Genomic DNA, 20,000 nt, shown 5'->3' on the forward strand with positions numbered 1-20,000 from the left:
GATGGGCGCGCGTCGCATCGCGGTGATCTCCGCCGGACTCAGCAACCCGTCCTCCACGCGGATGCTCGCGGATCGGCTCGCGGCCGAGACCGCGAACCGGCTCACCGAGCTCGGATCCGAGGTGAGCGTGGACGTCATCGAGCTGCGCGACCTCGCGCACGACATCACCAACAACCTGCTCACCGGATTCGCGCCGCCGGCGCTGGACTCGGCGATCAACACGGTGGTCTCGGCCGACGGCCTCATCGTGGTCACGCCCATCTTCTCGACGAGCTACTCGGGGCTGTTCAAGTCGTTCATCGACGTGCTCGACCCGGACGCCCTGACGGGCAAGCCCGTGCTGATCGGCGCGAACGCCGGGACGGCGCGGCACTCGCTCGCGATCGACTACGCGATCCGCCCGCTGTTCACGTACCTGCACGCGGAGCCGGTCTCGACGGGCGTGTTCGCCGCATCCAGCGACTGGGGCGCGAAGGCCGACGACGTCGCCCCGCTCAGCACGCGCATCGAGCGCGGCGCGCGGGAGCTCGCCGCGGCGATGGCGCGGCGCGAGCCGGCCGCGGACAAGGATCCGTTCGATCCGGGCAGCTATCTCGGTGAGGGCCGCTCCTTCGGTCACCTGCTCGGCGGTCTCGCGGGCGAGTAGCCGAGGGGAGGGAAGGGGCATGACGCCCCTGCGATGTCGGTGCGGCATCGTAGGGTGACGGCATGCCCCTTCCCTCTGCGCTCCACGCCCTCAGCGGCACCTTCGACGGCCCCGTCCTGCTCTCCGGGGACGACGGGTTCGATGCGGCACGCCGCCCCTGGAACCTCGCGATCGATCAGACGCCCGCCGCCGTCGCGACGCCCGCCGGGCTCGACGACCTGCGGCGGCTCCTCGCCGCCGCGCGCGACGCCGGCACCCCGATCGCCGTGCAGCCCAGCGGCCACGGCGCCTCAGGCGACCTGGCCGGCGCCCTGATCGTGCGCACGGCCGCATTCGACCGGCTCGACGTCGATCTCGACGCCGGCGTCGTCGTGGTGGGCAGCGGGGTGCGCTGGGGCGCCGTTGTCGCAGCGCTCGAGGGCACCGGCTGGGCGGCGCCTGCGGGCACCAGCCCCGTCGTCTCCGTCGCGGGCTACACGGTCGGCGGCGGGCACTCCTGGTTCAGCCGGACGGCGGGACTCGGGTCCGACAACCTGCGTGCGGCCTGGGTCCTGCGTACGGACGGCACGCACGAGCGGGTCGACGACGTCAGCGATCCCGAGACGATGTGGGCTCTGCGCGGCGCCGGCGGGATCGCGGGCATCGTCACGGCGCTCGAGATCGACCTGGTCCGCGCACCCGCGCAGTGGGGGGCCGCCCTGACGTTCGACGCGGCCGACTCCGCCGCGGTCATACGCGCCGTGCGCGACTTCGCCGAGCACGCGCCGGCGACGCTGAACGTCTTCACGAACTCGATGCGCATGCCGGACGCGCCGATGCTCCCCGAGGAGATCCGGGGTCGCAGCTTCCTCTCCGTGCAGGCGCTGTCCTCGGACGGCCCGGCCGACGCCTTCCTCGACGCCCTGCGCGGTGCGGCGGCCGTGCAGCGCGAGCTCGTCGGCCCGACGTCGCCCGCAACCCTCGCGGCAGCGTCGGGCGAACCGACCGATCCGACCCCGGGGCGTGGGGCCGCGCTCGCTCTGGCGCAGCTCGACGACGCGACGATCTCGGCTCTCGTCGACTTCCGGCAGGCGCCCGAGCAGTGGCCGATCGTCGGGATCGACCTGAGGATGCTCGGCGGAGCGCTCGACTCGCCGCGTCGTGCCGGGTTCTCCTCACTCGCCTCGGCCGGATGGCTGCTGCATGCCCTCGTCCCGGTCTTCCCCGGAGCCCCGGCCGAACCGGGCGACGCGAGCATCGCGGGCCTGCTCGCCCTCCTCGCCCCCGCGGCCGCCGACCGCACGATCCCCACGTTCCTCGCTCCGGGTCAGACGCTCGAGCGCTGCGGCACGTCGGCCGACATCGATCGGCTGCGTGCCGTGCGCGCGAGCGCCGACCCCGACGGCATCCTTCACGAAGGGCGCCTGCCGCGCTGAGCGCCCCGCGGGCACGCCTCGCGGGCACGCCTCGCACTGTGCCGAGGCGCGGCCGCGGGCCGGGCGGCTCGGCTCAGCCGATCGCCGCGAGGCTCTCGATGGTCGCCGAGACGGCGTCGGCGAGCTCGCGCCCCTTCACCGCGAAGTGCCGGGTGAAGTAGTCGCGATGCTCGGCGTGCTCGTGGAAGTGGTGCGGCGTGAGCACGGCGGAGAACACCGGGACGTCGGTCTCCAGCTGCACGCGCATCAGCGCGTCCACGACGGTCCCGGCGACGAAGTCGTGCCGATAGATCCCGCCGTCGACGACCAGAGCGCTGGTCGCGATGGCGGCGTACCGTCCGGTGACGGCCAGGCGCTTCGCATGCAGCGGGATCTCGAGCGCTCCCGGCACGCGGAAGACGTCGACCTCGTCGATGCCGAGCTCGGTCAGCCGCTCACGGAACGCGGAGACGGCCTGGTCGACGATCTCTGCGTGCCACTGGGCGGCGACGATGGCGATTCTGGGCATGGTGCACTGCTCCTTCTGTCCTCTCTCATCCGGACTCTGACCGTCGGCTCCGGGTTCGCACCGGATCGGCGGTCCCCGCCATGGGGACCGTTCGCGGGCTCGCGCGGCTTGGCCGCGACACCGCCGGTGGGGACTTCCACCCCGCCCTGAGGACAGGACGACGCTATCATCGCGACGGTCAGGATCCGGCGCCCGCCAGCCGGTAGGCCGTCTCCGGCCGTCCGGGGGTGCCGTAGCGGGGCGCGCGGGTGGCGACGCGCGCGTCCACCAGGTGCTCGAGGTAGCGGCGCGCCGTCACCCGGGAGACCCCCACGAGCGGCGCGGCCTCGCCGGCCGACAGCTCGCCGTGCGCGCGCAGGGCGGCGGTGACCGCCTGCAGCGTCTCCGCGGTGAGCCCCTTGGGCAGCACCACCGCACCGGTGGGCGGACCGCCGACGAGGGCGTCGATCTCGTCCTGGCTCGCCGCCCCCGTGATGCCGATCGCGCGCGCCCGGCGCTCCGCGTACTGCTGCATGCGCTCGCGGAACACGCGGAACGGGAACGGCTTGAGCAGATACTGGGCCACCCCGAGCGCCGACATCCTCCGCACGGCGTCGACCTCGCGCACGCTCGTCACCGCGATCACGTCGATGTCCGCGTCTGCGGCGCGGATCTGCCGGAGCACGTCGATCCCGGATCCGTCCGGCATGGTGATGTCGAGCAGGACGAGGTCGATGCGGTCGCCCACCTCGGCGATCGCGGTGAGCGCCGCGCGCACGCCGGTGCATTCACCGACCACCGCGAAGCCGTCGAGCCGCTCGACGTAAGCGGTGTGCAGCTCGAGCGTGAGCGGATCGTCGTCGACGATCAGGACGCCGATCATCGACGTCGCGCCTTCGCCGGCGCCGCGGGAAGCGTCACGCGGAAGGTCGTGGGATCGTTCGTGACCGTGATGCTCCCGCCCGCCGCCTGCACGACGTCGCGGACCAGGGCGAGACCGACGCCGCGTCCCGCTCGATCGCTGGGCTTGGTGGAGACGCCGTGCTCGAACACGCGGTCGCCGAGGTCCGCCGGGATGCCAGGGCCGCTGTCCGAGACCGTGATGGCGACCTCGCCGCCTTCCGCGGGAGCGATCTCCACCCGCACCCAGCGACCGGCGTCGTCGGTCGCGTCCTGGCCGGCCGCGTCCAGCGCGTTGTCGATGAGGTTGCCGACCACGGCGACCGCGTCGACGGGATCCAGGTCCGCGCGCGGCGCGGTGGGATCGACGACGACCTGCCAGTGCACGCGGCGCTCCTTGGCCTGCGAGGCCTTGCCGAGTAGGAGCGCGGCGACGGTCGGGTCCCCGTCGCGCAGCGTCATCTGGTCGATCACCGACTGGCTCTGCACCGACGAGTCCGAGAGCAGCGCGATCGCCTCGTCCTTGCGATCGAGTTCGAGCAGGGCGAGTGCGGTGTGCAGCCGGTTGCCGTGCTCGTGGGTCTGCGCGCGCAGCGCCTCGCCGAGCGTGCGCACGGACTCGAATCCCGCGACGGCGTCGCGCACGTCGCGGGCGTTCAGGTCGCCGGTGATCCTGCGGGTCGCGAGCCGTGCGAGCACCGCGCCCACCGCGCCCAGGGCGACGACCGCGAGGGTGAGCAGCACGATCACGGGCAAGCGGCGCAGCAGCGCTCCGGCGAGCGACTCCACCGTGACACCGGCGGAGACCCAGCCGACGACTGCGCCCCCGGCATCGTGCACGGGCGAGATCGTGCGCACCGACGGGCCGAGCGTACCGGTGTACTGCTCGGTGAGGGTGCGTCCGTCGGCGGGGATCGTCCCCAGGTAGTGCCCGCCCACCTGCGCGGGATCCGGGTGCGTGAGACGCACGCCGTCCCGGTCCATCACCGTGATGAAGTCCAGACCCGCGCCGGTGCGTGCCGACTCCACATAGGCGCGCAGGCTCGCCTCCGCGGCCGGACGGTCGCCCGCGGTCACGGCCGACCGCACGAGCGGCGCGGCTGACAGGGCGTGCGCGATCGCGGCGGTGACGTGCTCGGCCTCCTGCCGTGCCGAGGTCTGCGCCTCCCAGGTCAGGAACACGCCGATCGCCGCGCCGATCAGCAGCACGGATCCGATCAGCAGCGCGAAGACGCGCGATGCCGCGCTGCGCACCCGCGCCCGTCGTGTCGTCGCCATCGCCGATCCTGACCTCCTCAGCCAGTATGCGCGAGGCCGCACGGTGCGCGCCGGGTCCGTCGCGCTTTCAATACGAACAGAACTCGTCCCCGCCTGCCGGTCGTCCGCAGGATGGTCGGCACGGCCCGCCCGAAGTGGTGCGGGCGTCCTGTAATCCAGCGGAGGCGATGATGGCTCTCACCGAAGGTTTCTCACTCCCACGGCACGACTGGCGCCGCGGCAAGAGCTCCTGGGACAAGCACACCTGGCTCTATGTGTCCGTGCTCATCGCGGTGGCCCTCGGAATCGCGGTGGGACTCGTGTTCCCGCAGTTCGCGCAGGGCCTCGAGCCCGTCGGCAAGGGCTTCGTGAGCCTGATCAAGATGATGATCGCGCCGATCATCTTCTGCACGATCGTGATCGGCGTCGGATCCATCGCCAAGGCGGCGACGGTCGGCAAGATCGGGGGGCTCGCCCTGATCTACTTCATGGTGATGTCGACGTTCGCCCTCGCGATCGGCCTGGTCGTGGGCAACATCATCCACCCGGGAGAGGGCCTGCACATGGCGGGCGCCACCTATCAGGCGACCACCACCGAGGCCAAGACGACCCAGGACTTCATCCTCGGCATCATCCCGGCCACGTTCTTCGGCGCCTTCACCGGCGAGAGCGTGCTGCAGGTGCTCTTCATCGCGCTGCTGGTCGGCTTCGCGCTGCAGGGGCTGGGGGAGCGCGGCGCCCCCATCATGGGCGCGATCAAGCACCTGCAGACGCTCGTGTTCCGCGTGCTCGGCATGATCCTGTGGCTCGCCCCGGTCGGCGCCTTCGGCGCCATCGCCGCCGTCGTCGGCAAGACCGGTGTCGCCGCGATCTGGAGCCTCGGGATCCTCCTCGGCGCGTTCTACCTGACCTGCATCGTGTTCATCGTCGTCGTCCTCGGCGGGATCCTCATGCTCGTCGCCCGCGTGAACATCTTCCAGCTGATGAAGTACCTCGCCCGCGAGTACCTGCTGATCGTCGGAACCTCCTCGTCGGAGTCGGCGCTGCCGCGCCTGATCGCGAAGATGGAGCACCTGGGCGTGGCGAAGCCGGTCGTCGGCATCACGGTGCCGACCGGCTACTCCTTCAACCTCGACGGCACCGCGATCTACCTGACCATGGCGTCGCTGTTCATCGCGACCGGGCTGGGGCAGCCGATGTCCATCCCCGAGCAGATCGGCCTGCTGGTGTTCATGATCATCGCGAGCAAGGGCGCCGCCGGCGTCACCGGTGCGGGACTCGCGACGCTCGCCGGCGGACTGCAGGCCTACCGGCCCGATCTGGTGAACGGCGTCGGCGTGATCGTCGGCATCGACCGGTTCATGTCGGAGGGTCGCGCGCTCACCAACTTCACCGGCAACGCCGTGGCCACGATCCTCATCGGCACCTGGACGAAGCAGATCGACGCGGAGCAGGTGCGCCAGGTGCTCTCGGGCGCTCGGCCGTTCGACGAGTCCCTGCTCGACGGCGTGGGGCACGAGGCGGGCACGTCGCCGGGCGCGGGGGCGGAGCCGGTCAGCACCGAGACGCTGGGCCGTGCGGCCGTCGACGAGATGGCGGCGAAGCAGGAGCGCGCCCGCGCCCGCGCAGGACGCGGCTGAACCGAGCTCATCGGACCGGGCCGGGCAGGAGCCGTACGAGGTTCCTGCCCGGCCTCCGTCCGTTGCGGAGTCCGCCGTCGAGCGAGGAGGGCGATAGCGTCGGAGCATGCCCGTCGTCCAGGCCGCTGTCGTCGTCCCGATCCCGCCCGACCTCGCGTACGCCGTGTCGCAGACCACGGGGCCGGTGCGCCGGCGCTGGGACGGCTTCATCAGCGAGCAGCACTTCCTCGACGGATCCACGTCGCCCGCCAAGGGCGTGCGCACATTCACGCGGCAGCGGTTCGGCCTGTCGATGGTCACGCGCTACGTCTCGTACGCGCCGCCCACCAACGTCGGGATGACGATGGAGAAGGGGCCGTGGTTCTTCCGCACCCTCGGCGCCGGCTGGCGCTTCGAACCCGCCGAAGGGGGCACGCGGGCCGTCTGGAAGTACAACTTCACGTGCCGACCGGGCTGGCTCGCGCCGATCGCGGAGAGGATCGGATCCGTGGTCCTCGGCTACGAGATCCGCCGGCGGATCGCCGGGTTCGCACGAGGCTGCGCGGATCCGGTCGTGCTCGACGCGGCCCGCACGGCGCTCGCCGCGCCCTGAGCGCGTCCGCTCAGTACCAGTCGTTCGCGACCTCGTGCGCCCAGGCGCCGCACGGGGACCCGTACCGCCCCTGGATGTAGCTCAGCCCCCAGTCGATCTGGGTGTTCCCGTTCGTGCGCCAGTCGGCCCCCGCCGCCGCGAGCTTGTCGGCCGGGAGAGCCTGCGGGATCCCGTAGGCCCCGCTGTCCGGGTTCAGGGCGTCCGCCCGCCAGCTCGACTCCTGCATCCACAGCCGGTACAGGCAGGGGAACTGGTCCTGGCCCCACCCGTAGTTGCCGAGCTGCCCGGCGGCGTAGGCCTGCGCGCCGGCAGGATCGACGTTCACGCCGTCTCCGCCGAGGCCGTCCCAGCCTCCGCCGCTTCCGCCGCCGGACCCTGCCGCAGCAGCCGCGGCCGCTTCGGCGGCTGCGGCCTGCTCCCGGGCCTGCTCGGCGACCTGCTGTCCGATCCGGTAGCGGCGCTCGACGTCGGCGGTGGTGTTCTTCAGGGCCGCCAGCTGCGCGTACAGCGTCGTGATGTGCCCCTGCAGGTCCTGCACCGCCGCGGCCTCCGCGTCGGCGGCCGCCTGAGCCTGCTGTGCGGCCTGCTCGGCGGCCGCGGCGAGCCGGTCGCGCTCTGCACGGGCCGTCTGCGCCTGATCCCGCAGCGATGCGGCGACGCCCTCTTCGGCGAGAGCCCGGGAGCTGAGGCTCGCCCACGTCGCGTCGAGCCTCTGCATCACGCCGAGCCGGGTCAGCAGCTGATCGGGGTGGGCGGACGTGAACAGCCGCACCGGCAGGGGCGACGAGGTCTCCGTGCGCGCACGTCCGGCCACCACTGTGCCGACACGCTCGTGCGTCTGCTGCGCGGTCTGCGCGGCGGCCTCGGCCTGCGCGGTGAGCTGGTCGGCACGGGCGGCCGCCGCCGCGGCGTCGGCACGCGCAGCGGTCGCGGCCTGGCCCGCCTTCAGCGCCGCTGTCGACGCTTCCGCGGCCTTCTGCTGCGTGCTCGCCAGGGCGTCGCCGACCTTCGAGATCTGATCCTGCGTCGCCTGCTCGTCGCCCTGGGCGTTCTGCACGTCCTGCCAGGACGGGTAGTCGTCGGCGCGGGCCGGCGTCGCCAGCAGCGGTCCGGCGAGGAGCGCCGCCGCGGTCAGGAACGCCGCGAGCGGGCGCACGGCGCGGCCCCGGCGCAGGGGCGCTGCCGTGGTGCGGTTCGGGTCGCTCACCATTCGACGCTAACTCCGTTGTCTGTGGATCGCCACCCGATCCGTGGAGCGCCTGTCGCGGGCGGACGCAGAAGGGGCGCCGGCGTTCGCGCGCCGGCGCCCCTTCTGGATGGAGGCGGGTCAGCCGCTCTTGCGGCGGAACTCCCGCTTGGTCTGCGCGGCATGCGTGCCGTGCACGGCGGAGTCGCCGTCCAGATGCGCTTCGCCACGATGCTGCTGGGCGTTCTTCTTCTCGAGCGCCTCCTTGAACTTGCGCTTCATGTCCGCGGCGGCGGTGTCGTCGGTACTCATGCGCGCCAGCCTAGCCCCGTCTCCGCGCGAGGGGCCGGAGGAGCAGACCGCCGTCCGGAGGAACGGGACGGAACCGGCGCGCGGCGTCGTGGAGGACGCGCGGTGACCGATCGCGGTGCATTCGGTGAACAGTGCGCGACGCCGCCCGTCCCGGGCGTTTCCCGGCGTCGCGGAGCGGGATCCTGATCACGTGAGAGCAGCGATCGTGACGGAGTCCTTCCTCCCGCACATGAACGGCGTGACCGGGAGCGTCCTGCAGATCCTCCGCCATCTCGAACGACACGGCCATGAGGCGCGGGTGTACGCCCCGGCCGCCGCCGACATGCCGCGCATGATCGGACACGCGCGCATCGAGCCCATCCCGTCGGTCGCCCTGCCGGGCTATCGCACCGTGCGGGTGGGCACGTCGAGCGCGCACCGGCTGTCCGGCGCGCTGGCCCGCTTCGAGCCCGACGTCGTGCATCTCGCCTCGCCGTTCGCCCTCGGCTGGCGGGGAGCGCTCGCCGCGGAGCGCATCGGCGTGCCCGCGGTCGCCGCCTACCAGACCGACGTCGCGGCCTACGCCGCGCGATACGGCGTCTCGCTCACGACGGCCCTGGCCGAGGCGCACATCGCCCGCCTGCACCGCCGTGCCACGCTGACGCTCGCGCCGTCGACCGAGTCGGAGCAGCAGCTGGCCCGCCTCGGGGTCGATCGGGTGCGCCGGTGGGGGCGCGGCGTCGACGCCGAGCGCTTCCACCCCGACCGGCGTGCAGTGGCATGGGAGCATCGCGGAGGAGCGGAGGTCGTGGTCGGCTACGTGGGCCGGCTCGCACCGGAGAAGCAGGTCGAGGATCTGCAGGTGCTCGCGGACATCCCCGGCGTGCGTCTCGTGATCGTGGGGGACGGCCCGTCCCGCCCCCGTCTGCAGGCGCTGCTGCCCGGGGCTGTGTTCCTGGGGCATCTCAGCGGTGCCGAGCTCGCCCAGGCGATGGCGTCCTTCGACGTCTTCGTGCACCCGGGGGAGAGCGAGACGTTCGGCCAGACGCTCCAGGAGGCGCACGCGAGCGGCGTCCCCGTGGTCGCGACCGGCCGGGGCGGTCCGCGGGATCTCGTGCGGATGGGCATCGACGGCTGGCTCTATCGTCCCGGCGATCTGCAGGACCTGCGCGAGCGGGTGCGGGATCTGGCGGGCGACGCGCGCAAGCGCGCGGCGTTCGGGCGGGCGGGCCGCGAGGCGGTGGAGCGGCGCAGCTGGAGCGCCGTGTGCGAGCAGCTCGTCGGTCACTTCGCGGAGGCGCAGGAGCTGCATCGCGCGGACGCGGGACTGCGCGCGCCCCGGGCCGTGCGGCCCGAGCTGTCGGTCGCGGTGGAGCGCAAGCGGTGGCGTCGCTACGTCGCCCTCGGAGACTCCCTCACCGAGGGACTGTGCGACCCGGGACCCGACGGCGGGCTCCGCGGCTGGGCGGATCGGCTGGCGCTGCTGCTGGCCGCGCGCGAGCCCCTGGACTACGCGAACCTGGCGATCCGCTCCAAGCGCGTCGAGGACGTCTGCGGGACGCAGCTGGACCGCGCGCTCGAGCTGCGTCCGGATCTCGTTTCGATCCTCATCGGGGCGAACGACCTGGTGAAGCGGCGGGCGTCGATCCCGCTGCTCGCCGCGCGGCTCGAGGATGCGGTGCGCCGGCTGCGCGCGTCGGGGGCCGACGTCGTGCTGGTCACGGCGTTCCTGCCGGGCAACCCCGCGGCGCGGATCTACGCCCGGCGGTTCTCGGCGTGGGCGACCGCGCTGACCGGCATCGCGCGCAGGCAGGGCGCGATCCTCGTCGACACCGATCTGCACCCCCAGCTCGCCCGCCGCGAGAACTGGGGCGAGGACCTGGTGCACCTCTCCAGCCGGGGCCATCGCTTCCTCGCCTATCGCGTCGGCGTGGTCCTCGGCGTGCCGCTGGCCGACGAGCTCGGCGCCCTCGACGAGGTGCTGCACGCCACGGAGCGCACGGGTGCCGGGGTGTGGTGGCGGCGTCACGCGCTGCCGTGGGTGTGGCGTCGTCTGCACGGTCGCGCTGCGGGCGACGGGCGCAGCGCCAAGCACCACGACTACATGCGCCTGGGGCGCGAGCGCGGCGTGCGCGCGCCGAGCGAGGTCTGAGCGCGCGCCGGGAGATCGCGGTCGGGGACGGCTGAGGCGCCTCCCGCTGATAGGATCGGACGGGATGCCTCTGTGCGCATCCGTCCATGCTCGCGCTCCACACGGGAGAGCGAGCCTAAACAAAGAAGGAGAGACCTCTTGGAAGGTCCTGAAATCACTGCCACCGAGGCCGTTCTCGACAACGGCCGCTTCGGCACCCGCACCGTCCGCTTCGAGACGGGTCGTCTCGCTCAGCAGGCGCAGGGCGCGGTCGCCGCCTACCTCGACGAGGAGACGATGCTGCTCTCGGCCACGAGCGCCAGCAAGTCGCCGCGCGAGGGCTTCGACTTCTTCCCGCTGACCGTCGACGTCGAGGAGCGCTCCTACGCCGCCGGCAAGATCCCCGGCTCGTTCTTCCGCCGCGAGGGCCGTCCGTCCACCGAGGCGATCCTGGTCTGCCGTCTGATCGACCGCCCGCTGCGCCCGTCGTTCGTCGACGGTCTCCGCAACGAGGTGCAGATCGTCATCACCGTGCTCTCGATCGCGCCGGGCGAGTACTACGACGCGCTCGCGATCAACGCCGCGTCGGCGTCGACCCAGATCTCGGGTCTGCCGTTCTCCGGCCCGATCGCCGGTGTGCGTCTCGCGTTCATCCCCGGCCACGGCGAGCACGCCGACCAGTGGGTCGCGTTCCCGAACGCGGAGCAGGTCGAGCAGGCCGTCTTCGACCTCGTCGTCGCGGGCCGCGTCGTCACGAAGGGCGACGGCACCGAGGACGTCGCGATCATGATGGTCGAGGCCGAGGCCACCGAGGGAAGCTGGAACCTGATCAAGGCCGGCGCCACGAAGCCCAGCGAGGACATCGTCGCGCAGGGCCTCGAGGCCGCCAAGCCGTTCCTGAAGCAGCTCGTCGAGGCGCAGGCCCAGCTCGCCGCCACCGCGTCCAAGGAGCCGGGCGTGTACCCGGTCTTCCTGCCGTACAGCGAGGAGACGTTCGACTTCGTCTCGTCCCGCGCGTTCGCCGAGCTCGTCGACGTCTACCAGATCGCCGACAAGCAGGAGCGCCAGAACGCCGACGACGCGATCAAGGACCGCGTCAAGGCCGAGCTCGTCGCCGCCGTCGAGGCGGGCGAGCAGCCGGAGATCGCGCTCAGCGAGTTCTCCGCGGCGTACAAGTCGGTCACCAAGAAGATCGTGCGCGGCCGGATCCTCACCGAGGGCGTCCGCATCGACGGCCGCGGCCTCGCGGACATCCGTCCGCTGGACGCCGAGGTGCAGGTCATCCCGCGCGTGCACGGCTCCGCGATCTTCCAGCGCGGCGAGACCCAGATCCTGGGCGTCACCACGCTGAACATGCTCAAGATGGAGCAGCAGATCGACTCGCTGTCGCCCACCACGAGCAAGCGCTACATGCACCACTACAACTTCCCGCCCTACTCGACCGGCGAGACCGGCCGCGTGGGTTCGCCGAAGCGTCGCGAGATCGGGCACGGCTTCCTCGCCGAGCGCGCCCTCGTGCCGGTGCTCCCGACCCGCGAGGAGTTCCCCTACGCGATCCGCCAGGTCTCCGAGGCGCTCGGATCCAACGGCTCCACGTCGATGGGCTCCGTCTGCGCCTCGACCCTGTCGCTGCTGAACGCCGGTGTGCCGCTGCGCGCCCCGGTCGCCGGCATCGCGATGGGCCTCGTGTCCGACCAGGTCGACGGTGAGACCCGCTACGCGGCGCTCACCGACATCCTCGGCGCCGAGGACGCTCTCGGCGACATGGACTTCAAGGTCGCCGGCACCAGCGAGTTCGTCACCGCGATCCAGCTGGACACGAAGCTCGACGGCATCCCGTCCGAGGTCCTCGCGGGCGCCCTGACCCAGGCCAAGGACGCGCGTCTGACGATCCTCAACGTGCTCAACGCCGCGATCGACAGCCCCGACGAGATGGCCCCGACGGCGCCGCGCGTGATCAGCGTGCAGATCCCGGTGGACAAGATCGGCGAGCTGATCGGCCCGAAGGGCAAGACGATCAACGCGATCCAGGACGAGACCGGCGCGCAGATCTCCATCGAGGAGGACGGCACGGTCTACATCGGCGCGACCGACGGCCCGTCGGCCGAGGCCGCCCGCGCCCAGGTCAACGCGATCGCCAACCCGACCAACCCCGAGGTCGGCGAGCAGTTCCTCGGAACGGTCGTCAAGATCGCGACCTTCGGTGCGTTCGTCTCGCTGCTCCCGGGCAAGGACGGCCTGCTGCACGTCACCGAGGTGCGCAAGCTCGCCGGGGGCAAGCGCGTCGAGAACGTCGACGACGTCCTCTCCGTGGGCCAGAAGATCCTCGTGAAGATCACGAAGATCGACGACCGCGGCAAGCTCTCGCTCGAGCCCGTCATCGACGAGGCTCCGGCGGACGCCGCCGAGCCGGTCGCCGAGACCGCCGAGGTCTGATCCCTGCAGAAAAGGCCCGTCGTGTCCGCCGAAAGGAGGACACGACGGGCCTTTTCGTGTATTCGTGACGAAACCGTTACGCATTGTTCCTCTCCTGGCCGTCTCAATGAACGGAACCGTCCGAGGCCTCCCTTACTCTCGTAGGGAGCCGCACCGGGGGGTGCGTCTCAGAAACGCAACGCAGCAGACACGGGGGTGATCGCATGCGTCTCTTCAGCGTCGGACCCGGGTCCGCGACCGATGGCGTCTCGCATGCCGTCACGACGGCACCGGCGGTCGTCCCGCCGCACCCGTCTGCGCCGATCCCGGTGGTCGGGCCCGGCATCGGATCCAGCCTGCGGGTGCCCATCGGCGAGACCGGTATCCGGTCGTTCCCGCTGATCCTGGGCGGCGCCGAGTTCGGCTGGAACACCGACGCCGACACCGCCCTGCGCATCCTCGATCGCTACGCCGAGTTCGGCGGCAATGCGGTGCACACCGCCGACAGCTTCGCCGCGGGGCGCAGTGAGCACATCATCGGGCGCTGGCTGGGCGCCCGCCGCAACCGCGACGACATCGTCCTGAGCGTGCGTGTGGGCGGCCATCCCGACAACCCGGGCATCGGTCCCGTGAACCTCGTGCGCGCCGTCGAGGCATCGCTCAACCGTCTCGGCGTGGAGTGCATCGACGTGCTGTATCTCGACGGCACGGTCGACGACGGCAGCACCCTGGAGGACACGCTGGCGACGGCGGAATGGCTCGTCGAGGCCGGCAAGGTGCGCGTGCTCGGAGCCTTCGGATTCTCCCCGGAACGGCTCGTCGAGGCCCGTATCCTGGCCTCGGCCGGCTACCCGCGCATCGAGGTGCTCGATGAGCCCTACAACCTGCTGCGCCGGGTCGGCTTCGAAGGCGACCTTCGACTGGTAGCGGCGGCGCAGGGCCTGGCGGTCACGCCGTCGCACGCGCTCGAACACGGCTTCCTCTCCGGCCGGCACCGCTCGAAGCAGTCGCTCCAGGGCGTCCGAGGCATGCAGCTGCGCGGCAACATCAACCGCCGGGGCATCAAGGTGCTCCGCGCGCTCGACATCGCCGCCGAAGAACTGCAGGTCCCTGTGGCCGCGGTCGCGATCGGCTGGCTGCTCGCTCAGCGCACCGTCACGGCGCCGATCGTCAACGCGTTCGCGACCGAGCAGGTCGACGAGCTCATGCAGGGGGCCGGCGTCGCCCTCGGCCGCGCACAGCTCGCGGAACTCACCCGGGCGGCGAGCTGACCCTGTCCGTGTCCGATCCGTGACATAGGCTGAGAGCACCCCGGCCACCGAGTCGGAGACGAGGCGAGCGGTAGTGACCCATTACATCTATCTTGTCCGGCACGGCGAACATCAGGACGCCGAGCACGGTCTCACCGACGGACCTCTTTCGCCCCGCGGGCGGCGCCAGGCCGAGCTGATCGCCGACCGCCTCTCCGGGCTTCCGCTCGACGCGATCTGGCACTCGCCGCTGCTGCGTGCCGCAGAGACGGCGCGCGCCATCTCTGAGCGGATCCCCTCCGTCGAGGCGGAGCCGTCCGCGCTGCTCTTCGACTGCGTGCCCACCGGCATGACCGAGGAGACTCCCGCCGCGTTCGAGCCGTTCTTCGGATCCGTCACCGAGGCGGAGATCGAAGCGGGGCGGGCGCAGATGGGCGACGCCGTGAATGAGTTCCTGGTGCGCAAGGCGGGCGACGTGCACGAGGTGCTCATCACCCACAACTTCGTCATCGGCTGGTTCGTGCGCGAGGTGCTGGAGGCGCCGGACTGGCGCTGGATGACGTTGAACCAGGCCAACTGCGGTCTCTCCGTGATCGCGCAGAAGCAGGGACGTCCGTGGAGCCTGCTCGCCCACAACGACCTGAGCCATCTGCCCATGGAGCTGCGCACGGGCCTCCCTGATCCGCTCGCGGTCTGATCCCGCCGGCGCTCCGCGCGGCCCGGATCCCGATCGCTGCGACGATCCGCACAGCCGGTGACGGTCAGCACACAAGATCGCCGAATCTGCGTGCTGATCGTCGCATCCTGTGCTGATCGTCACGACGGGCCGGTGACCGGAGCCGGGTCAGCCGACGCGTTCCCAGTCGGCGATCGGACCGTCCTCCACGACGAACAGGGGATGCGGGTCCGGCAGCGGCAGGCTGTGCCAGCGCTCCCACGCCGCCGGTGTCCGCACTTGGAGCTTGCGCAGCAGGTGCCCCCACTCGTATTCGAGCTGACCGCGGGCGACGGGGATCCGCTCGACAGGACCGGTGCGCAGGATCTTCTCCCGCGCGAACCGGTAGCCGCGCGCGTCGGCTTCGTCCACGACCGAGGACAGGTAGTCCCCGATCGTGGCGAGTGGATCCTGCGCCGCGCGGAACCGCTGCAGCTGCGGGTGGTTCGCGTAGCCGCGCCGGGAGGGGTCGGCGATGACCGCCTGTGCGAGCAGGCCCTCGCGCCAGCACGCCGTGAGCGCTTGGCGGTCGTAGAAACGGGGGTGCACGGACCAGAGCCTCATGCGCGTGTCGCCTCCAGATCCTTCCGGTACCACCGGGTCGCGTTGGGGTTGTCGTTGTAGCGGGGGATCTCCACGAAGCCGCTCTTGCGGTACAGGTGTCCCGCGGCCTCCAGGGTGTGGTGGGTGTCGAGCACGAGCGCCTGGGCGCCCAGCGCGCGAGCGCGTGCCTCCAGCTCGTCCAGCAGCAGGCGGCCCCAACCGCGTCCTCGCGTCTCGGGGCGCAGGAACACGTGCTTGATCTCGAACACGTCGCCCTCGCCGTCCGGCATCGCCACCCGGCGGATCCCGCCGCAGCCGACGACCGCTTCCTCTTCCTCGAGAAGGAGGAAGACCCCGTCCGGAGCGCGGAACGCCGCGGCGGACGGATACGTGGGGGTGTAGTTCCCGCCGGGGAAGTCCGCGGCGCGGAGCGTGAAGTAGTCGACGAGTACGGCGTGGGCGTCGGCGTCCTCCGGGGAGGAGATCCGGAACGTGGGCATGCTCCGACGCTATTGCCCCGGAGGCCCGCCCCGGTGCCAGCCGCGCGGGAAGCCGCGTCCGTCGTGCTGAATAGACTGAGGGCATGACGACGCGCGTGGCCCTGGTGGGCGCCTCCGGCAAGCTCGGCACCATCATCGGCGACGTGATCGCGCACCTCGACGGGTTCGAGATCGGCGCGGTGCTCGGCTCGAACAGCACGATGGACGAGCTCGACGGCGCCGATCTGGTCGTCGACGCGACCACGCCGGCCTCGAGCGTCGAGATCGTCCGTGCGGCCGCGGATCGCGGCATCAACGTGCTCGTCGGCACCTCCGGGTGGTCGGCCGACCGCATCGCCCAGATGCGCCCGGTGATCGATGCCGCCGGCACCGGCGCCCTGTTCGTCCCCAACTTCTCGCTGGGCTCGGTGCTCGGCACGGCCCTCGCCGCCCTCGCGGCGCCGTTCTTCGGATCGGTGGAGATCGTCGAGGCGCATCAGCATACGAAGATCGACTCGCCCAGCGGCACGGCCGTGCGCACGGCGGAGCTGATCGCCGCCGCCCGCGCCGAGCAGGGACCGGTCGACGCTCCGCACGTCGACCAGCGCGCTCGTGGTCAGCAGGTCGCGAGCGTGCCCGTACACTCGCTGCGCCGGCCCGGCGTGCTGGCCAAGCAGGAGGTCATCCTCTCCGGTCCCGGGGAGTCGCTCTCGATCGTGCATGACACGGTGCAGCCGGCGGCGGCCTACGCCCCGGGGATCCGCCTCGCGCTGCCCTACGCCCGCGACCTGCGCGGTGTCGTCGTCGGCCTCGAGAACGTCATCGACCTGGGGATCCGGCCGCGCGCATGACGGCGCGCATCGGCGTGCTCGGACCGGTGCGGATCGCGGATCGCGACGCCGGTGGCACTCCGATGCGCGCGATGCTGGCCGCGCTGGTGCTGGCCGGCACGGGCAACACCCGTTCCGTGTCGGCTCTCGCGGACGACGTGTGGGGCGAGGAGCAGCCGCAGAATCCGCGGGCGGCTCTGCAGACCCTGGTCTCGCGGGCCAGGGCTGCGGCCGGGGCGGACGCGATCGTCAGCGCCCCCGGAGGGTACGCGCTCGGCACCGACGACACCGACCTCCATGTCGCCCGCCGGCTGCATGCGCGCGCCGATGCCCTCTCGAAGGGAGATCCGGAGCGGATCCGGCTGCTGCAAGAAGCGGTCGCGCTGTGGCGGGGGGAGCCGGGCGCCGATCTCGGCGGTTCACCCCTCGGGGACGATCTCGCCGCCGTGGCCGCGATGCTGCACCGTGCCCTGCAGAGCGACCTCGCCGGGGAGCTCGTGGCGGCTGGACGACCGGACGAAGGCATCGCGCTCCTCCGCGACCTGGCTGCAGCGCGTCCCCTCGACGAGACCGCGCATGCCGCGCTGATGTCGGCGCTCGCCGTCGGCGGACGCGCAGGGGAAGCGCTCGCGGTCTTCGCGGAGCTGCGCACGGCCCTGCGGGATGCCCTCGGCGCCTCACCCGGTCCGGAGATCACCGAGCTGAACGCGCGCCTGCTGCGCAGCGCCGACGACGGCCCGCGGGTGCGGATCGGAGTGCAGGCGGCGCCGAACGAGCTGATCGGCCGCGTCGAGGCGCTCGTGCGAGCGCGTGGCCTGCTGGACGGCGCGCGACTGGTCACGATCCTCGGCGCCGGCGGGCTCGGCAAGACCCGTCTCGCGCAGGCTCTGGCGGCGGAATCCTCGATGGCCGCCGTGATCGTCGTCCCGCTGGCCGGCGTGCGGGACGACGCGGGCGTGCCGGTGGCGATCGCCGCGGCGCTCGGCATCAGCGAGAACGCCCCCGGTGGGAGGCTCGGAGAGCAGCGACCGCGCCCCGACCTGTCGGCCCGCATCGTGGCCGCTCTCGGCGACCGCGAGACGATGCTCGTACTGGACAACTGCGAGCAGGTGATCGACGCGGTGGCGCGGTGGGCGGCCGACCTTCTCGCGGCCGTGCCGATGCTGCGTATCCTGACGACGAGCCGCACGCCCCTGGCGATCGCGGCGGAGCGCGTGCTCGCTCTGGAGCCCCTGGAGATCGCGCCCTCCGACGCGGCGCCCGCGGTGCGCCTCTTCCTCGAACGGGCCCGCGCCGCGCGCCCGGCGGCGACGCTCGAGCTGGAGGTGGTCGCACGCCTGTGCGCCCGGCTCGACGGGCTCCCGCTTGCGATCGAACTCGCCGCGGCGCGGGTGCGAACGATGACGCCGGAGCAGATCGAGCGCCGCCTGGAGAACCGGTTCGCCCTCCTCACCACGGGAGACCGCTCCGGCCCGGAGCGGCATCGCACGCTCGAAGCCGTGATCGAGTGGAGCTGGGATCTGCTCGACGAGGAGGCTCAGCGCGCACTCGCCGCACTCTCGGTGCTGCCCGGCGGCTTCTCCGCGGAGACGGCCGAGGCGGTGCTGGCGACACCGGCGGACGACGTGCTCGAGCAGCTCGCTGCGCACTCTCTCCTGAACGTGATCGACGACGGCGGGGTCGACGCGGTGCGTTTCCGCATGCTCGAGACCGTGCGCGAGTTCGGCCGCGATCGGCTCGTCGAGGCCGGGGCGGAGGACCGCGCATGGGAGGCCGTCGTCGCCTGGGCCGTCGCGTTCGCGGAGGAGCACGGCGCGAGAGCCCGCGTGTTCCCCTCTGGCCTCACCGCGCGGTCGCATCGGGCCATCACCCGGGAGCACGACAACCTCGTGCACGTGCTGCGCCATCTGGTGGCGGCGGGGCGCGGGGCCGACGCGGTGCGGCTGTTCACGGTGCTCGGGCAGTCGTGGTTCATCCGCGGCTCGTTCACCGAGTTCATCGGCTACGCCGCCCCGATGCTCCAGGTGATGGACGCGATGCCGGACGCCGGCATCGATCCCGATCTGCGGGTCATGGCTCTCGTCATGGCGACGCTCGGCCTCATGATCGGCGGGGATCCGCTGGCGGCCCGCGGCGTCGTCTTCACTGCGCGGGCGATGACAGCGGCCGGTGCGGGGCTGGCTCCGGCGTGGGGGCTGGTCGCCGAGGCGCTGCTCGCCGTGGGGCGAGGCGGCCCGATCGGTTCGGTGCCGGAGCTTCCGGAAGGATCGGATCCGTGGGGCCTGCTGGCCACGGATGTGCTCCGCTCGCACCGCGCGGAGAACGACGGCGAAGCGGAGGTCGCGATGGACGCGGCCCGCAGCGCCTGGCATCGGGCACGCAGCCTCGACGAGCGCTGGGCCGAGGGGATGGCCGCCGACCTGGCGGCGCAGCTCGCCGCCCAGTCAGCGCGGCCGGCCGAGGCCATGACCTGGATCGACCGTGCGACGGTGGTGTTCGAGGAGTTCGACGCCCAGGATCAGATCAACCACCAGGAATGGGTGCGCGGAGGCGCGCTGCTCTGGCTGGGGCGCAGCGCCGAGGCGCGGGCGCTGTTCACACGTCTGATCGAGGAAGGCGGCCTCAGTCAGGACGGTGTGGAGCTGGCCTCGATCGGGCTGTACGGCCTCGCCGAGGCGGAGCTCATCGACGGGCGCGTGGAGAGCGCGATCGAGGCGTTCGCGCGTGCGATGGCGGCGTTCGTCGATCCGGTGCAGCGCCGCTCGCCGTGGTACCTGATGGCGCTGGCGGGGTATGTCTCCGTCGCGGTGCGATCGCTCGGCGTTCCCGACGCGGACGTCGCGGTCTGGGAGCGCCGACTCCGCGCGCGCACCATCGCCGCGTGCCGGCTGCGCCGAGAGGGGGCGGATCGGCCGGTGCTCGGCACGGCCCTGCTGGCCTGGTCGGCCTGGGCCGTCCGCCGGCCCGAGCTCGTGGCCCGTGGCGTCGACGCGATCGCGCTGGCGGAGGTCCTCGGCGGGAGGCAGAACATGCCGAGCCTCGATCTGGCCGCGCACCTGGCCGACGCCGAGCGGATCGCCGGAGCCGATGCTGTGGCCCGGGCCCGCTCCGCCGCCGCGGCCCTCGAGCCGGCGCAGCGGGTCGCGCGCGGGCTCGAGGTGCTGGGCGCACGCGTCGGCCCCTGACCCGGACGGGTTCAGGGGCCGACGACCGTCGCGACGAG

General features: G+C 72.3%; 16 protein-coding genes, 1 pseudogene and 1 riboswitch. Of the genes and pseudogenes, 10 read left to right on the forward strand and 7 right to left on the reverse strand.

The window, feature by feature from the left end; genetic code table 11:
* Window position 1: 1 nt before the first annotated feature.
* Window positions 2–646, forward strand: coding sequence for an FMN reductase (locus RL72_RS15500; RefSeq protein ID WP_045251774.1), 645 nt, complete (start codon window positions 2–4; stop codon window positions 644–646).
* 62 nt (window positions 647–708) lie between these two features.
* On the forward strand, window positions 709–2,061 hold the full coding sequence (locus RL72_RS15505; RefSeq protein WP_052674461.1) for an FAD-binding oxidoreductase: 1,353 nt from the start codon (window positions 709–711) through the stop codon (window positions 2,059–2,061).
* Window positions 2,062–2,134: 73 nt separating this feature from the next.
* Here RL72_RS15505 and RL72_RS15510 read toward each other — a convergent pair.
* From RL72_RS15510 to RL72_RS15520, 3 genes and pseudogenes are all read right to left on the reverse strand, one after another.
* Window positions 2,135–2,575, reverse strand: a pseudogene (locus RL72_RS15510) (6,7-dimethyl-8-ribityllumazine synthase); the annotation flags it as partial.
* Window positions 2,576–2,582: 7 nt separating this feature from the next.
* Window positions 2,583–2,727: riboswitch (FMN riboswitch) on the reverse strand.
* Window positions 2,728–2,747: 20 nt separating this feature from the next.
* Window positions 2,748–3,431: a response regulator gene (locus tag RL72_RS15515; protein WP_045251776.1), complete on the reverse strand. Its 684-nt coding sequence runs from the start codon at window positions 3,429–3,431 to the stop codon at window positions 2,748–2,750.
* Window positions 3,428–4,726: an ATP-binding protein gene (locus tag RL72_RS15520; RefSeq protein ID WP_045251777.1), complete on the reverse strand. Its 1,299-nt coding sequence runs from the start codon at window positions 4,724–4,726 to the stop codon at window positions 3,428–3,430. The genes RL72_RS15515 and RL72_RS15520 overlap by 4 nt, the downstream gene beginning before the upstream one ends.
* A gap of 170 nt (window positions 4,727–4,896) precedes the next feature.
* Between RL72_RS15520 and RL72_RS15525 the strand changes: the two genes are divergently transcribed.
* Both RL72_RS15525 and RL72_RS15530 read left to right on the forward strand, forming a co-directional pair.
* The gene (locus RL72_RS15525) at window positions 4,897–6,345 is read left to right on the forward strand and encodes a cation:dicarboxylate symporter family transporter (RefSeq protein ID WP_045251884.1); all 1,449 of its coding nucleotides are present in this window, start codon (window positions 4,897–4,899) and stop codon (window positions 6,343–6,345) included.
* Between the two features lie 106 nt (window positions 6,346–6,451).
* On the forward strand, window positions 6,452–6,937 hold the full coding sequence (locus tag RL72_RS15530) for an SRPBCC family protein (protein WP_045251778.1): 486 nt from the start codon (window positions 6,452–6,454) through the stop codon (window positions 6,935–6,937).
* Between the two features lie 10 nt (window positions 6,938–6,947).
* Here RL72_RS15530 and RL72_RS15535 read toward each other — a convergent pair whose 3' ends face one another.
* Together RL72_RS15535 and RL72_RS20150 are read right to left on the reverse strand one after the other, a co-directional pair.
* Window positions 6,948–8,144 carry an aggregation-promoting factor C-terminal-like domain-containing protein gene (locus RL72_RS15535; protein WP_248700494.1) on the reverse strand — a complete coding sequence of 399 codons (1,197 nt, stop codon included), beginning with the start codon at window positions 8,142–8,144 and terminating at the stop codon, window positions 6,948–6,950.
* A 120-nt stretch (window positions 8,145–8,264) separates the two neighbouring features.
* Window positions 8,265–8,435, reverse strand: a complete 171-nt coding sequence (locus RL72_RS20150) for a DUF5302 domain-containing protein (RefSeq protein ID WP_091477308.1) — start codon at window positions 8,433–8,435, stop codon at window positions 8,265–8,267.
* 190 nt (window positions 8,436–8,625) lie between these two features.
* On the opposite strand from RL72_RS20150, the gene RL72_RS15540 reads away from it, so the two are divergent.
* The 4 genes from RL72_RS15540 (at window position 8,626) to RL72_RS15555 (ending at window position 14,907) form a co-directional block, all read left to right on the forward strand.
* Window positions 8,626–10,566: a GDSL-type esterase/lipase family protein gene (locus RL72_RS15540; protein ID WP_045251779.1), complete on the forward strand. Its 1,941-nt coding sequence runs from the start codon at window positions 8,626–8,628 to the stop codon at window positions 10,564–10,566.
* Between the two features lie 138 nt (window positions 10,567–10,704).
* A complete protein-coding gene (locus RL72_RS15545) occupies window positions 10,705–12,981 on the forward strand; it encodes a polyribonucleotide nucleotidyltransferase (protein ID WP_045251780.1) in 2,277 nt (758 codons plus the stop codon).
* A gap of 203 nt (window positions 12,982–13,184) precedes the next feature.
* Window positions 13,185–14,231, forward strand: a complete 1,047-nt coding sequence (locus RL72_RS15550) for an aldo/keto reductase (RefSeq protein ID WP_045251781.1) — start codon at window positions 13,185–13,187, stop codon at window positions 14,229–14,231.
* Between the two features lie 73 nt (window positions 14,232–14,304).
* Entirely contained in the window at window positions 14,305–14,907 is a 603-nt protein-coding gene (locus RL72_RS15555) for a histidine phosphatase family protein (RefSeq protein WP_045251782.1), read from the forward strand.
* Window positions 14,908–15,054: 147 nt separating this feature from the next.
* On the opposite strand, the gene RL72_RS15560 is transcribed toward RL72_RS15555, so the two are convergent.
* Together RL72_RS15560 and RL72_RS15565 are read right to left on the reverse strand one after the other, a co-directional pair.
* Window positions 15,055–15,489 carry a pyrimidine dimer DNA glycosylase/endonuclease V gene (locus RL72_RS15560; RefSeq protein ID WP_045251783.1) on the reverse strand — a complete coding sequence of 145 codons (435 nt, stop codon included), beginning with the start codon at window positions 15,487–15,489 and terminating at the stop codon, window positions 15,055–15,057.
* Window positions 15,486–15,968, reverse strand: coding sequence for a GNAT family N-acetyltransferase (locus RL72_RS15565; RefSeq protein ID WP_045251784.1), 483 nt, complete (start codon window positions 15,966–15,968; stop codon window positions 15,486–15,488). The genes RL72_RS15560 and RL72_RS15565 overlap by 4 nt, the downstream gene beginning before the upstream one ends.
* Window positions 15,969–16,051: 83 nt before the next feature.
* On the opposite strand from RL72_RS15565, the gene dapB reads away from it, so the two are divergent.
* Window positions 16,052–16,798: a 4-hydroxy-tetrahydrodipicolinate reductase gene (dapB, locus tag RL72_RS15570; RefSeq protein WP_045251785.1), complete on the forward strand. Its 747-nt coding sequence runs from the start codon at window positions 16,052–16,054 to the stop codon at window positions 16,796–16,798.
* Complete coding sequence (locus RL72_RS15575; protein ID WP_045251786.1) at window positions 16,795–19,962, forward strand: ATP-binding protein; 3,168 nt, start codon at window positions 16,795–16,797, stop codon at window positions 19,960–19,962. Before dapB ends, RL72_RS15575 begins: the two co-directional genes overlap by 4 nt.
* The last annotated feature ends 38 nt before the right edge of the window (window positions 19,963–20,000 follow it).

Source organism: Microbacterium azadirachtae (genome assembly GCF_000956545.1).
Classification (GTDB): domain Bacteria; phylum Actinomycetota; class Actinomycetes; order Actinomycetales; family Microbacteriaceae; genus Microbacterium; species Microbacterium azadirachtae.